Source organism: Bradyrhizobium sp. 18BD, assembly GCF_054185225.1.
The window spans coordinates 238,319-252,243 of record NZ_JAVAYL010000006.1 but is presented as its reverse complement, the minus strand read 5'-3'; the positions used below and the strand labels follow the sequence as shown (position 1 = coordinate 252,243).

16 protein-coding genes and 1 pseudogene are annotated in these 13,925 nt (G+C 62.2%); 8 read left to right on the top strand and 9 right to left on the bottom strand.

Annotation, left to right across the window (positions count from 1 at the left end):
- Nucleotides 1–129: 129 nt before the first annotated feature.
- The 4 genes from RAD16_RS13770 to RAD16_RS13755 form a co-directional block, all read right to left on the bottom strand.
- Nucleotides 130–468, bottom strand: a complete 339-nt coding sequence (locus tag RAD16_RS13770; protein WP_458158417.1) for a 2Fe-2S iron-sulfur cluster-binding protein — start codon at nt 466–468, stop codon at nt 130–132.
- Nucleotides 469–505: 37 nt separating this feature from the next.
- The gene (locus RAD16_RS13765) at nt 506–802 is read right to left on the bottom strand and encodes a ferredoxin (RefSeq protein ID WP_458158416.1); all 297 of its coding nucleotides are present in this window, start codon (nt 800–802) and stop codon (nt 506–508) included.
- Between the two features lie 79 nt (nt 803–881).
- The gene (locus RAD16_RS13760; protein ID WP_458158415.1) at nt 882–1,214 is read right to left on the bottom strand and encodes a 2Fe-2S iron-sulfur cluster-binding protein; all 333 of its coding nucleotides are present in this window, start codon (nt 1,212–1,214) and stop codon (nt 882–884) included.
- A gap of 17 nt (nt 1,215–1,231) precedes the next feature.
- Nucleotides 1,232–1,996, bottom strand: a complete 765-nt coding sequence (locus RAD16_RS13755) for a TenA family transcriptional regulator (RefSeq protein ID WP_458158414.1) — start codon at nt 1,994–1,996, stop codon at nt 1,232–1,234.
- Nucleotides 1,997–2,251: 255 nt separating this feature from the next.
- On the opposite strand from RAD16_RS13755, the gene RAD16_RS13750 reads away from it, so the two are divergent.
- From RAD16_RS13750 to RAD16_RS13720, 7 genes and pseudogenes are all read left to right on the top strand, one after another.
- Nucleotides 2,252–3,802 (top strand): hypothetical protein, encoded by a 1,551-nt coding sequence (locus tag RAD16_RS13750; protein WP_458158413.1) that lies wholly within the window; start codon nt 2,252–2,254, stop codon nt 3,800–3,802.
- A 16-nt stretch (nt 3,803–3,818) separates the two neighbouring features.
- Nucleotides 3,819–5,315 (top strand): aldehyde dehydrogenase family protein, encoded by a 1,497-nt coding sequence (locus RAD16_RS13745; RefSeq protein ID WP_458158412.1) that lies wholly within the window; start codon nt 3,819–3,821, stop codon nt 5,313–5,315.
- A gap of 70 nt (nt 5,316–5,385) precedes the next feature.
- Complete coding sequence (locus tag RAD16_RS13740) at nt 5,386–5,859, top strand: GlcG/HbpS family heme-binding protein (RefSeq protein ID WP_458158411.1); 474 nt, start codon at nt 5,386–5,388, stop codon at nt 5,857–5,859.
- A 33-nt stretch (nt 5,860–5,892) separates the two neighbouring features.
- Nucleotides 5,893–6,801, top strand: a complete 909-nt coding sequence (locus RAD16_RS13735) for an alpha/beta hydrolase (protein WP_458158410.1) — start codon at nt 5,893–5,895, stop codon at nt 6,799–6,801.
- Nucleotides 6,798–6,953 (top strand): hypothetical protein, encoded by a 156-nt coding sequence (locus RAD16_RS13730; RefSeq protein WP_458158409.1) that lies wholly within the window; start codon nt 6,798–6,800, stop codon nt 6,951–6,953. Before RAD16_RS13735 ends, RAD16_RS13730 begins: the two co-directional genes overlap by 4 nt.
- Nucleotides 6,938–8,420: pseudogene (locus tag RAD16_RS13725) on the top strand (amidase). The gene RAD16_RS13730 and the pseudogene RAD16_RS13725 overlap by 16 nt, the downstream one beginning before the upstream one ends.
- A 33-nt stretch (nt 8,421–8,453) precedes the next feature.
- On the top strand, nt 8,454–9,761 hold the full coding sequence (locus RAD16_RS13720) for an MFS transporter (protein WP_458158408.1): 1,308 nt from the start codon (nt 8,454–8,456) through the stop codon (nt 9,759–9,761).
- Between the two features lie 160 nt (nt 9,762–9,921).
- Here the strand turns inward: RAD16_RS13720 and RAD16_RS13715 are convergent, their stop codons facing one another.
- Nucleotides 9,922–10,371, bottom strand: a complete 450-nt coding sequence (locus RAD16_RS13715) for a DJ-1/PfpI family protein (RefSeq protein ID WP_458158407.1) — start codon at nt 10,369–10,371, stop codon at nt 9,922–9,924.
- A 150-nt stretch (nt 10,372–10,521) separates the two neighbouring features.
- Between RAD16_RS13715 and RAD16_RS13710 the strand changes: the two genes are divergently transcribed.
- Nucleotides 10,522–10,728: an SDR family oxidoreductase gene (locus RAD16_RS13710; RefSeq protein WP_458158547.1), complete on the top strand. Its 207-nt coding sequence runs from the start codon at nt 10,522–10,524 to the stop codon at nt 10,726–10,728.
- A gap of 547 nt (nt 10,729–11,275) precedes the next feature.
- Here the strand turns inward: RAD16_RS13710 and RAD16_RS13705 are convergent.
- The 4 genes from RAD16_RS13705 to RAD16_RS13690 all read right to left on the bottom strand — a co-directional run bounded on the left by RAD16_RS13705 (nt 11,276) and on the right by RAD16_RS13690 (nt 13,898).
- Nucleotides 11,276–11,884, bottom strand: a complete 609-nt coding sequence (locus tag RAD16_RS13705) for a sll1863 family stress response protein (RefSeq protein WP_458158406.1) — start codon at nt 11,882–11,884, stop codon at nt 11,276–11,278.
- Nucleotides 11,885–11,981: 97 nt separating this feature from the next.
- Nucleotides 11,982–12,227 (bottom strand): hypothetical protein, encoded by a 246-nt coding sequence (locus tag RAD16_RS13700; RefSeq protein WP_458158405.1) that lies wholly within the window; start codon nt 12,225–12,227, stop codon nt 11,982–11,984.
- 27 nt (nt 12,228–12,254) lie between these two features.
- A complete protein-coding gene (locus RAD16_RS13695; protein WP_458158404.1) occupies nt 12,255–13,043 on the bottom strand; it encodes a 3-hydroxybutyrate dehydrogenase in 789 nt (262 codons plus the stop codon).
- A gap of 63 nt (nt 13,044–13,106) precedes the next feature.
- The gene (locus RAD16_RS13690) at nt 13,107–13,898 is read right to left on the bottom strand and encodes an acetoacetate decarboxylase (RefSeq protein WP_458158403.1); all 792 of its coding nucleotides are present in this window, start codon (nt 13,896–13,898) and stop codon (nt 13,107–13,109) included.
- Nucleotides 13,899–13,925: the final 27 nt, after the last annotated feature.

Below are 13,925 nucleotides of genomic sequence, written 5' to 3'. Positions count from 1 at the left end.
GTCGCCATCGACCGATTCGCAATTCCCGGCAATGCGACCGGGACAGTACTTAGACCGGCGATTGTATACCGGCAAGCTGTCGAGTCGACCGTCAACAGAGCGATGGGTTCCGTCGTCAGGTAAGGAGGCTCAATCCTGGGACCGCCCTTCGGCCGCCGGCGCTTGGGCGCGGGCGCCGGCGGGCCGGAGCGTCCAGGACACGCTGACATTACCGATGAGGAACGTCTGGCACGCCATGCGGTAGCCGGCCGCGAACTGCTCCTCCGTCAGGTGCTTCCGTTCCTTTGGCTTGATCGCGTCCGTGTTCTCGAGGCCCTTCTCGATCAGGCATTTGCAGGTCCCGCAGATCCCACCGCCGCATTTGAAGGGGATGCCGCCTTGCTCGCGAAGGGAGACGCGCAGCAGGTTGCTGTTCTCCGGCGCAGTGACGGTTTTTCCATTGTTGGTCAGGAACGTGACTTCGATCATGACGGTTTTCGCGACAGGCTCACTGATTTTCTGGAAATCACAGCTTGCGCAGCGCTGTGTCCATATGGCCGAAGGTCGTGAGGTGCTGAAGCTCGTTGAGGGCGCGCTCGGGTGTTTCGAACTTCTCGAGGAATTTGGAGGGCACCTCGTTAACGATCGGAGGCGACCAGGCCTCGTCGATCACCCTGATCTTGGTGTCCTTGACAAGCTCCGCGATCACGAAGGTCGCCTTCTTCGAGCCGTAGAACAGATAGTCGTAGGATGCGAATGGCTTGAGCCCGTCGACGATCTCGGTCCGGAACTGTCCGATCTTGCTCGTCAGGATCACATACATGATTCGCGTCCCTCCCTGTTTTCAGCACGCATGCTGGCAGATGCATTCGCGGGCGTGCGGAGCACACCCGATCCAAAAATCAACCGACCTTGGCCGGAGCGACGACGTCTGCGAGCGGCGCAGCCTCCTGTGACAGCTCGATATCGTGGGTCAGCCAGAGCTGACAGGCGAGGCGATAGCCCAGCTCAATCCTGGCGCCCAGACGCTTCTTTTCCTTCCAGTTTGGCTCCGGCAGGTGCTCGCCGCCCTTAATGATCAGGGCCGCGCACTTGCCGCATTTGCCCATGCCGCAGCCATAGAGGAAGTTCGGATATGGAAACTGCCGGATGCCCGCCCTCACGACGAGATTGGTGTTCTCCTTGATCTCGCCGTGAAAGGTCTGGCCGTTCCTGTGAAAGACGACGTTAGGCATCCTGGCGTCGTTCCGCTTCAAGCCTGCAGCAGGGTGCGCTCATCGGCAGGAACCTTGTCGTCGACGAGCTCCAACAGCGGAATGTCCTGGGCGACATAGTCGTGATACAGCGCGGTGGTGTAGAGCAGGCGCATCTGCGCGCCGATCTCGCAAATCTTCAGGCAGCGCTGTTGCAGATCCACGGTGTTGGCATGCTCTAGCACGATCTGGTAGCCGCGCTCGCCGTGAATCTCGTCCGACACGATGTGGAGATCGAAGAACTCGACCTCCTCGTCGGTGAACTTGTACTTCTCGCGCAAGGTCGGCGTCTGCTTGCGGTAGATCGACGGCACCTGCGATTCCAGGCCGACCACGAGACCAGCCACGGCCACGATCGGGTCCTCGCGCATCGCCACCGCATAGCACCAGCTCTGCAGCCCGCGCGTGGTGGCCGTCATGTTGTCGGGATCTTTGACCCGCGCCGCGGTCGTGCCGCAGGCTTCCGCGAAGCGGATCAGGAGGTCGGTATGGCGATCTCCGCCGATTTCCTCCTCGTACATGTTGGCGAGCAGGAAGTCCTTGGCCTCCTGGTATTGCTCCGGCATCCGCGCGTAGATGTAGCCGAGATAGTCGGCGAACGGCCCGACATAGTGGTAGTGGTTCTCCGCCCAGCGCGCGAGATGCGCACGGCTCAGCTTTCCGCTCGCCCAGGCGATGCTGAAGGGCGCCTTGTTGGCGCTCTTGCCCTTGATGGCGTTTTCGAGAGCCGTGCGAAATTCCACGTGGTTCATCAGCTTCTGCATCGTCGCGCTCCTGTCGCCGGAGTGATGATCTCGTCAAGTTTAGTATACAGTATACAATTTATGGAAGCGGTGTCAACATACGAGCGACGGCTCTTGGTGTTTTGCATTTTATTTCTTACATTTAAGTGTTTGAAATGTTTTTAGAAAGAGAATTTTTAGGGAGGGATTTGCAACAGCCTTTGCTACGCAATCGCAGTTTTGTGTTGCAATTATAGAATACAGTATACAACATTGTGACGATTGGGGAGCGTTCAAATGACACTGCAGTCGCATGTTCCGATCGTCGCCGCGCACTGGGTATATCTGTTCGGCGTCGCCGCCATCGTCCTGACCATGCTCTGGCGCGCCAATGTCGTCGTGCCGTCGATTATCGCGACCTGTCTCGTCACGCTGGCCTGGACGCACAGTCCGATCGCAGCGCTCGGCAGCATCTTCAATGCGAGCTTCACCGCGGCCAAGGAGCTGTTCAACATCTTCCTGGTGATTGCGCTGATGACCGCGCTGTTGAATGCGCTGAAGATGCTGCGCTCCGACATCCGCATGGTCGAGCCGTTTCGTGCGGTCATGAAGGACGGGCACTCGGCCTATTTCGTCCTGGCTGCCATCACCTACGTCATTTCCCTGTTCTTCTGGCCGACGCCGGCGGTGCCGCTGGTGTCCGCGGTGTTGCTGCCTGCGGCGATCGCGGCCGGACTGCCGCCGCTCGGCGGCGCGCTGGCGATCGCAATCGCCGGACAGGGCATGGCGCTGTCCTCCGACTACGTCATTGGCGTCGCCCCGGGCATCAGTGCCAAGGCCGCTGGCGCCGCGGTCAGTGCCGCCACGGTGGCCGACCGGGCGCTCGTGTTGTCGCTGATCACGGGCCTCATCGCACTGGTGCTCGGCTATTTCGCGATCCGCAAGCTCATCACCAAGCCGGACGACAGGCTGCTCGAACGCTGGCAGGCGCAGTCGACCAACGGCGAGCTGGCGCGTATCGAGGAGGAAGGCTCCTTCGACAAGGCCGAGATCGCGCGCGGCACGGCCGGTGACCAGAAGCCGTTCGCAACCCAGGCGCAGATCGACAGCGCGCTCGCCGCGCTTCCGAATCGCCGCGAAAAATGGTCGAAGGTCTTCGCAGTTGCCACGCCGCTTGCGTTCCTCGGCGTCATCGTCGTGATGGTGCTTTCCAAGGTCGGCATCGGCCATGATCTCAAGGGCGGCGATGCCGCGGCGCTGGTCGGCGGCGTTGCCGCCGTACTGATGATCTGCGCGTCGTTCGTCACCGACGAGCTGCGGAAATTCCTCGACGCCAGCGCCGACCATGTCACCGAAGGTTTCGTCTTCGCGTTTAAGGCGATGGGGTCGGTGTTGCCGATCGCGGGCTTCTTCTTTCTCGGCGCAGAGCCTGGCCTGTCCGCGCCTATTCTCGGCGTTCCTGCGGCGCAGGCGCCGAATCTGCTGTTCGAACTCGTCCAGGCCGTGCAGGGCTGGATTCCGGGCAACCAGGTGTTTGTTGCGTTCGGCGTGCTGATCTCCGGCATGATCACCGGCATCGACGGTTCGGGTTTCGCAGGCCTGCCGCTCACCGGTTCGCTGTCGGGCGCGCTGGCACCCACCGTCGGGCTGGATCCCGCCACGCTCGCCGCGATCGGCCAAATGGGCGCTGTGTGGACCGGCGGCGGCACGCTGGTCGCGTGGTCGTCGCTGATCGCGGTGGCCGGATTTGCCCGCGTCCCCGTATTCAAGATCGTTCAGACCGTCATGATTCCGGTGCTGACGGGACTGGTGGTCGCGACGATCTCGGCCGTCCTAATCTGGCACTGAGGAAAGTTCGACGAAAATGAGCGACGTTGCTGTGCAGGCTGCGCCGGCTTCCGACGGAAGCGCAGCGCAGATCGAAACCTTCCGGAATCTGATCGACGGCGAGTGGTGCCACAGCGCGTCGAGGCCGTTCGACAACCTCAATCCGGCAGACACCTCGGATATCGTCGGACGTTTCCAGGCGTCCACGGCGGAGGACGCCGGGCGGGCGGTCGCCGCCGCGCAGGCCGCGTTCGAAGCCTGGAAGAAGACGCCAATCTCGAGGCGCGCCGCCATCCTGAACCGCGCGGCCGATCATCTCGATGCGCATGCGGACCGGACCGCGCGGGAGATGACCCGGGAGATGGGCAAGGCGCTCGGTCCTGCGAAGGACGAGATCCTGCGCTCGGCCCAGACCTTGCGGTTCTACGCGGTCGAAGGCCAGTCGCTGGCTGGCGAGGTGTTTCCGAACGACGATCCCGGCATGACCGTCTACACGCTGCGTGAGCCGCTGGGCGTCGTGTCGGTGATCACGCCATGGAATTTTCCAGTGTCGATTCCGGCCCGCAAGATTGCGCCCGCGCTCATCACCGGAAACACGGTCGTCTTCAAGCCGTCGTCCGATGCGCCGCTCAGCGGCTACCGGCTCGCGGAAGCCTTCGCCGCGGCGGGATTTCCGAAAGGCGTCCTCAACTTCATCACCGGACGGGCAGGCGAGGTCGGTCCGGCCATCACCGAGCCGCCGGTGATCCGCGCGATCTCGTTTACCGGGTCGACCGCAGCCGGCGAGCAGATCTGCCGCTCGGTCGGGTTCACAACCCGCACGCAGATGGAGTTGGGCGGCAAGAATCCGCTGATCGTGATGGACGATGCCGATCTTGACCAGGCGGTCGATCTAGCCGTGAAGGGTGGTCTGTCGCTCGCGGGCCAGGCCTGCACCGGCACGAGCCGGGTTCTCGTCATGAAACAGGTGCGGGCCGCGTTCACCGAGAGGCTGGTTGCCCGGGTGAAGGCGCTGAAAATCGGCAGCGGCCTGACCGCAGGCATGGACATGGGCCCGCTCGCGACCGCTAAACAGCTTGAGACCGTGCTGCGCTACATCGCGATCGGAAAGCAGGAAGCAAGGCACCTTTATGGCGGAGAGCGGCTCTCCGGCGGGGGCTATGACGGCGGCTACTATGTCTCGCCGGCGATCTTCACCGACGTCACCCAGCAGATGACGATCGCGCGCGAGGAGATCTTCGGCCCCGTGCTCGCGATCATCGGGGTCGAGTCCTATGCCGATGCCATCGCCAAGGCCAACGACACCGAATACGGATTGTCGGCGGCGATCGCGACACGCAACCCTCGCATTATGCATGATTTCGCCAACGACATTCAGTCGGGAACGGTCAAGATCAACCGCACCACGACCGGCAATCTCATCAATGCGCCGTTCGGCGGCCTGAAGCGGTCGAGCACATCGACGTTCCGCGAGTCCGGTCGTGCGGGGCTCGAATTCTATACGCAGACCAAAACCGTCTATCGCGGATGCTGATGCACAAATCTTGTTTGCCGCCGCGCCGCCACCTGGGTGGCCGGCGGCGGTTATCTGGGAAAGGCATGAGATGAAGCTTTCGATCAAGCTCGAACTGGCGGAGGCGATGCATATGGCAGCCGCCGCGCTCAAGAAGGCCGCCGAGCTCGGCGTGCCGGAGACTGTTTGCGTGGTGGACGATGGCGGCTATCCGATCGTTCTCGAACGCATGGATGGCGCACGCGTCACGGGCCCGCAGATCGCCTGGAACAAGGCGTTCACTGCCGCAGGGCACAAGCGCTCGACGCATCTCTTCAACCAGGTGCCGAACGGCCCGGCACTGCCTGGCAACGAGGCGTTCGGTATCCAGTGGAGCTTCGAGGGCAAGTTTGCCGTCTTCGTCGGTGGCTTTCCGATCGTCGTCGATGACGAAGTCGTGGGCGGAGTGGGGTTGAGCGGCGGCAATGGCGAGCAGGATACGCTGTGCGGCGTGGCCGCGTTGCAGGCTCTGCAGGAGCTGCTGCGCGACCATCGCGTGCTCGTGGCCGCCGACATCAAGAAGTGACGGCGCGGCGTGAACGGGATTCTGCACACGCCCATGCTCCATCTGTGCGCCGAGGACCGCTCACGTCTGGCGCGGCTGAACCGGCACTGGAACGATGACATCGTCCAGCACCGCGCCGAGGTCCTAGAGATTTACGCGCCTTTGATTCGGCGTGCCGACAAGGCGGGAGTGGCGGTGTTCCGGGACATCGACTACGGCGCCGATCCGCGGCAGCGGCTCGACGTCTTCGTCCCCGACGGCGCAGATGAGCGCCGGGTCCTGATCTTCGTCCATGGCGGCGCCTTCACCCGCGGCAGCAAGAGTACCAACGGCGATTTCTACGACAATGTCGCCTATTGGTTCGCGCGCCAGGGGTTCGTCGCGGTCAATGTGGAATACCGCCTGGCGCCGGCGGCGATGTTTCCCGCCGGTAGCGAGGATGTCGGACGGGCGGTCGACTGGGTGACACGGAACATTGCGGCCCATGGCGGCGATCCAGCCGACCTGGTCTTGCTGGGCCATTCGGCCGGCGGATGCCATGTCGCCTCCTACCTGCTCGATCCGCAGGCCTGGGACGGCCCCCGTGCCGGCGTTACCGCAGCCATTCTGGTCAGCGCGCGACTCCGTCTCGAATGCCTGCCGAGCAACCCCAATGCCGCAAATGTCGCGGCCTATTGCGGCTCCGATCCGGCCGTGCTCGAGCGTTGCTCCCCGATCAATCATGTCGAGCATTGTCGCTGGCCCGTGTTCATTGCGATTGCCGAGCATGAGAACCGTCACCTCGATGCGTACGGGCTGGAGTTTGCGGCGCGGTTGGCATTGACGGGCGGCCGCACTGCGCGCGTGGTGCAGATGCAGGGGCACAACCACAGCTCGATCATGGCGCATTTCAACTCAGGCGAAGACCAGCTCGGTCGGGAGATTCTCGCCTTTCTCGCCGCCAACAGGAAGGCTTCGCAATGACCGATGCCTCGCCACCCAAGCCGCGCGACAATTATCGACCGGCGGTGACTTTCGGAGGCATCGTTCATGTCAGCAGGCAGGTGTCGAGGGACGACGCCGGCGCGCTGGTCGAGGGGAATCTCGTGTCGGGCGATGAATGGAGGAAGCGGTAGTGCCTGAGCAAAGTCTTGGAAGCAGCGTTGCTTTGGGGGGTGAGTCTCCTTTCCTTTCAGCGTGGCAGGCCGCTGCATACCTCGATACCGGCAAGGTCAGCGCTCGGGAATTGGTCGACCTGTGCGAGATGGCTTATCGCGAAGGCCACGGCCGTATCAACGCTTTGATCTTGAGTGATTTCGACGCCGCGCGCGCCGCGGCGGCCGAAAGCGACGCGCGGCGGGCGCGCGGCCAGACGCGGGGTTCATTGGACGGCATCCCCTTCTCCGTCAAAGAATCGTTTGACGTGTCAGGTTGGCCGACGACGTGTGGCAATCCGGCCAATCTCGGCAATGTGGCCAGCAGTGACGCCGTCGTTGTCGCGCGCCTGCGCGCTGCCGGTGCGGTGCTTTTGGGCAAGACCAACGTGCCAATCGCCTTGCGCGACTGGCAAAGCTATAATGCAATTTACGGGACCACTCGCAATCCGCACGACGACAAGCGCACCCCTGGCGGCTCGTCAGGTGGCAGTGCTGCGGCGGTATGCGCGGGCATGAGTTTCTTCGATGTTGGCTCCGACATTGCCTCGTCGCTACGCAATCCCGCTCACTTCTGCGGCGTATTCTCGCACAAGAGCAGCCACGGCGTAGTTCCCTTGCGCGGGCATGGCGTTGGAACCAGCTTCGGCGAGCAGGAGATCAACGTCGCGGGCCCAATAGCGCGCAGTGCTCGCGACCTGGAGCTGGTGCTGCGCGCAATCATGGGGCCCGATGCGGACGCCGCGTCGGCTTGGCGGCTGGACCTGCCCAAATGCAACAAGCGTAGCGATCCTGACGACCCACGCGTTGGCCGAAGTCGATCACGAAGTCAGTAGCGAGATCGAACGGCTTGGTCGCTGGCTCGAGACGCAAGGCGTGCACGTCGCGTGGAATCGACGGCCCGAATTCGATGCTGACGAATTGTGGCGCGCCTTCGTGCAAATGGTTCGCGCGACAACCTCGCTATATCTGGACGATGCGACGTTCGAAGGAATCCTGACGAAAGCCGCCGCGGCGGATCCGAAGCGGTTCGACTACGGAATCCTGCAATATGTCGGTACGAGCATCCGGTACCGCGACTGGTTGAGGCTGCAACAGCAGCGGGCTCGCTTCGCCGAAGCCTGGCGGCGCTTTTTTTGCGACTGCGACGTTCTGCTGTGCCCGGCTGCTGTTACCAGCGCCTTCACGCTGAACGAAAGTGGCGAGCCGTGGCAGCGCACATTGCTGGTCAACGGGCAACCGCAGCCAATGACGAACCAAATGTTCTGGGCTGGACATTCCGGTCTTTGCGGACTGCCATCAACGGTGGCTCCGATCGGACCGGGCTGCAGCGGCCTGCCTGTCGGCGCGCAGATCGTTGCCGCTCGCTACGCCGACCTTACGTCATTGCGCTTCGCGCAATTGCTGGAGCAGGCCGGGTTTGCATTTCGGCCACCCGGACTTTCCTAGTCCATCTCACGACATCGCGAAAAAGGGGGATACATGCTGAGCTGGTTCAAAGAGCTGTCGCCTGGAGAGCGAAAGGGATTTTACGGCGCGTTTCTAGGACATGCAGTCGACGTGTTCGATTTTCTCATCTACTCGTTTCTGATGTCGACGCTCATCGCGCAGTGGCATATGAGTCCAGCGATGGCGGGTGGGATCGTCACCTGGACACTCGTGTCCTCCCTGATCGGCGCGATCGGCGCGGGCATAGCGGCCGATCGTTATGGCCGGGTGCGGGTTTTGCGCTGGACGATCACTCTGTTCTGCGTGTCCTGCTTCCTGTGCGGCCTCGCTAACAGTCCCGAACAACTGGCAGCGTTTCGCGTGCTGCAAGGCCTGGGCTTCGGTGGTGAATCCTCGCTTTGCATGGTGCTCGTGACCGAACTGATCCGCAATCCGGCGCATCGAGGGAAGTATTCCGGGTTCACCGCCAGCAGCTATTCTTTCGGCTGGGCTGCGGCAGCGATCGTCTACGCGATCGCTTTCAGTGTGGCTGCGCCCGAAACGGCTTGGCGTGTCTGCTTCTTCATCGGCATCCTGCCGGCTGGGATTGTGATCTATATACGCCGCAATCTGAATGAGCCGGAGATCTTCACCAAGAACCGCGCGAATGTCGGCGCCGGTCCTTCGGCGCTCCGCTTGCTCGCAAGAGTGGGATCGCCACCTCTCCTCGGCAAGACAGTGCTTTGCAGTTTGTTGTCGGGCGGAATGCTGGGCTCTTACTATGCGATCGCGACCTGGCTCCCGACGTTCTTGAAGACTGAACGGGGACTCTCGGTTTTCGGCACCAGCTCCTACCTCTCCGTGACGATCATCGGTTCATTGGTCGGCTATGTCGCAGGCTCCTATGCCTCCGATTCCTGGGGCCGTCGCCTGACCTACGTGTTCTTCGCCGTTGGCGCCTTGGTAATGGCGCTCGCCTATATGGTCATCCCGGTTTCCAACACGTCCATGCTTTTTCTCGGCTTTCCATTGGGCGTCCTGATGCAGGGCGTGTTCGCCGGGATCGGTGCCACGATCTCGGAATCTTATCCGAACGACACCCGCGCCACCGGCTACGGTGCATCCTACAACATTGGTCGCGTGATCGGTTCGCTATTCCCGCTCGCGGTAGGCTGGCTCAGCAGCGGACATACCTCGTTGCCGCTTGCCATCGCCTTAGTTGCCGGCGCGGGCTATACGATCGTGATCGGTGCAGCCCTTCTACTGCCGGAAACTCACGGCATGGATCTGAACCAAGCCAGCGACAGCAATCAAGATAAGCGTCGATCCCTTTCAACGGGGATATTGGAGGAAACCGGCTAGCCGCGGTCGAGGGACGGGCGCAGCCAGGGCCAGAGCGGTCCCGCCGATGTTTCTACAACTCGAACGTCGCGGGGAATCGTTGAAGCTTCAATCGGCGCATTTTCTTCCCACGGCTTTGGGGCGCCACTAAGCGCAATTTGGTGCGGCGGCTCATCCCGGCCTACGACGCCAAGCTCGCAATGGTCAGGTTGCGGTCGAGATGGCGCTGGGCCCAGATGAAGACCGCAGCGAGGGCGTCGCCTTCGGCCTTTCGCGTCGGCTGGGGAATGAACTGGGCCTGCCCACCGTCGCGATGCGGCGCAATCACGAGCCGCTGGGCGATACGATTGGCGATCTCGGAGCCGAAATCCCGGCGCACGATGTGGAGACATAGGTCGAGTCCGGCGGCGCGGCCGGCCGAACTCATGACGTTGCCGTCCTCGACATAGAGCACGTTGGCATCGACCCGCGTGCGCGGAAATCGCCGCGCAAGGTTCTCGGTATGCGCCCAATAGGCGGTGGCGCGCCGGCCGTCGAGGAGTTCTGCTGCGGCAAGGATGAAGGCGCCGGCACAGATCGAGGCCACCCGCGTGCCACGCTTGTGCGCGCGCCTGAGTGCTTCGAGCAGCACCGGTGGGCGGAGTGTCCACGATATCGAGCGAAGCCGGCACGATGATCGTGTCGGCGCGGGATAAGGCCTGAAGTCCGCCGTCGACAATGACCTTGAGACCGTTGTTGGCTTTCAAGGGCTGTCCGGCCGTTCCGAGCAGATCACGACGCGATACCAGTCCGTCGCCATGAGGCGACAAATCCGCTGCGGCGGATGGCGGATCCGGAGAACATCGCTAAATCGATCCTGTTCCTGGCATCTGACCTTGCCAGTTACGTAAACGGCAACATCCTTGTGCTCGACGGGGCAGGCGACAACAATTTGAGCGCTCTCGGCTTGAAGCTGAACTTGCCGACAGCGATTTCGAGGGCGCCATGAAGGCGGTCAGCTCGACATCCGTGCCATTCAAATGGGGCATCCGAGCCAACAGCTCATGACGCGATGGAGGCCGCCGCGACAGCCGGCTCTCTCGAATGCGTCATCGTGACGCCGCCCTGACGGATAAGAGGTCGTGGACCATGGCGAATGGCCGGTTGGAATTCCCGCTGTAAGCTCTTGATCTGCAATGATTGGATTTCGGTCCAGTTGACGAAATTCCCTTGAAGAATCAATGGTCGCAGGGTGTCTCTTAATCAGCGGGTCCGCGGTTCGAGCCCTGGTGCGCCCACCATTTCAAGGTCCTGCTCATGCTGGGCTTTTTCATTTCAGGCGGTAGTCGAGTGGCGTTTCGTGCGATGCTTTCTATGCTGGACGTCGCACAGGCACATTGCTGAGCGACTGGTTCTTGCGCTGGTCGTGGAATAGGATGTTGTGGCGCGCAAAGCGGACGGTCTGTTGCGCCCACCGAGCAAACGCTCGAAGGTCCTGAGAGGTCGGGAGAGTTGGATGGGTTCTCTCCGGACCCCAACTGAGAATCAGGCGGCGTTCAGCTCTTCGAACCGGAGCCCTTCAGTGCATTCCAGGCTGCCTGATTGGCCTGATCGAACGCCTTGCGGGATTCCGCGAGCGCGGCGCTTAGCACGGACCAGGACTCGCTGCCGGCCTGCTTCAGCTTCTGCAGACGTGCTTCCGCCTCGGAAGCATCGGATTTCATCTGCTTGAGGGCGGCATCGAAGTCGCCGGTGTGCGTTGCGGCGACCTTGCCGGCCGCTTCGCGGAACTTATCAGCGGCGTCGCGCCAAGCCTTTGCCTGAGCGGCAGCGATATCCTTGAAGGTGGCTTGCTGCTGCTCGACCTGCCTGCCGGCGCTTTCGAAATAGGTCTTCATCTGCGCCTCGAACCCGTTCCATAGCTTCTCGAGTTCTGACCGGCTGCGTGCCAAGGCCGCTTCGCCGGCTTCCGCTTGCGTCTTGAACTGCACCTGGAATTCGTTGCGGCGCTTCTTCAGGTCGGTGATGATCTGTTCGGCTTTGACCTTGGACTCGGCCTTGGCTTCGCCGGCCTTGACCTCGAACGAGGCGAGAGCGGCATCCATTTCGTCGATGCGCTCTTTGGCCCAATTTAGGTAAAAATGCATGCTGCTCTGCTCTGGCATGACTATCTCCTTTGACTGTTCGAGTTGGATGATCTCCGAGCTTGGGTTTGCTCGTGTTGACTTGGGTCAACAGCCGGGTCGTTCTCTGTCGCGTCCATCAGGCCGCGAGATAGGGAAACAGCCTTACCTCTTCATCCCGGGGCGTTGGCCGAGTGCGCGACGGTCCGGAAGCAATCGCCGCATAGAAGTCGCTCGGAGCCATCAGCTCGGCATCGCGGGGCAGCACATCCGCATTAAAGACCTTCTCGCTTATGCGCAGGGCGTTGGCCAAGCGGTTATCTTCTGCGAGATTGAGCTCAGAAACGCGCCTGGTCTCGTTTAGCCTCGCTTCTTCAACAGACATGATTGAAAGCTCCATGAGTTGAACGAGCTACGCGGCCGTCCAGCCCCCGTCCATCGAGAGGTTCGCGCCGGTGATCTGTGCGGCGTCGTCGCTGCACAGGAACAGCGCGAGCGCAGCGACCTGCTCCACGGTGACGAACTCCTTCGTGGGCTGCGCGGCGAGCAAGACATCGCTGATGACCTCGTCTCTCCGCATGCGCCGGGCCGCCATCGTGTTCGGAATTTGCTTTTCGACGAGTGGCGTCCAGACGTAGCCGGGACTGATGCAATTGCAGGTGATCTTCGAGCGCGCGAGTTCCAGCGCCACCGTCTTCGTGAGGCCGGCGATGCCGTGCTTGGCCGCGACATAGGCCGACTTGAAGGGCGAGGCGACCATCGAATGTGCCGAAGCTGTAGTGATGATGCGGCCCCAACCGCGCTTCTTCATGCCGGGCACGACCGCGCGGATGGCATGGAAGGCGGCGGACAGGTTGATGGCGATGATCGCATCCCACTTCTCGGCGGGGAAGTCCTCAATCGGCGAAACGTGCTGGATGCCGGCATTATTGACCAGGATGTCAACGCTGCCGAAGGTCTTTTCGCCGAGCGCGATGAGATCGGCGATCTCGCTCGGTTTCGTCATGTCCGCGGGCGAGTAGATCGCCTTGACGGCGAAATCGCGCTCGATCGCAGTACGGGCCTTCTCGACATCGGCAGGCGCGCCCATGCCATTGATCACGACGTTGGCGCCGGCGCTGGCGAAGGCCCGCGCGCAGGCGAGGCCAATGCCGCTGGTCGAGCCCGTGACGACCGCCGTCTTACCGTTCAGAATTCCCATGTCTATAGTTCCTCGTAGATGCTGATAGGGTCGTCGCTGCCGGGTCGCGGCGCGCAGTTGAAGTTAAAAGACCAAAGCTCTCTCACGGGCTCGAATCGAACCGCGAGCCGGCTGGTGCAGATAGTCGTGCACCACCGTTCCAAGACCGAGCGTGAGGTCGGCACGGATGTGGACGGCTGAGACGATCTCCAGTACCGGCAGTTCTGCTACCGGCGCCAGTGCGTGTGGTGTGAGCGCCAAGGCCGCCGGTCCGGTCCAGGCGCCCTTCAGCACGATGTCCTCGAGATGGTACTGAACGAGCTCGCAGATCCGTGGGCTGCCGTCGACGTGCGGGATGATCTTGAGCAGGAAGTTCGGCTCGCTAAGCGTGGCCTTGACCTTCGCCAGATCGGCTTCGCGGTGCTTGTAGCCCATCGTTCCTGTGGCGACTCGGAGCGGGCCGTAGTCCAGCGTGCCGATCAGCGTGTCGATCTCGGTTCGCAGGGTCGGCTGCGCGAGCTTTTTCGGGAAGCCCCATAGCTCGCGCCCGCCCGCGATAGGTCCTTCGTCGTTGAGAAACATGCAATGGGTGTAGCCGCCCTTGCGTCCGAGGAACGAGACGGGAATGACCTGACCGCTTTCGGTGTAATCGCCGAAGCCGTTGGAATCGGGCATCCGGATGAATTCGTATTTGACGAGCGCTTCTCGCTCGTCGACCTCCAGCGGCTCCGGAACCACGGCCCGGAGCTTGGCCGGGTCCGTGCGATAGGTGATGATCATGTATTCGCGATCGACGAACCGGTACGGCCCAGGCGGATAGGCCGGATTCGTGAGCGGCATGGCAAAGGCCCGTTGCTTCACATCAGTCTCGCGCATTTGCGTTCTCTCCAAGCGATGGGGTTG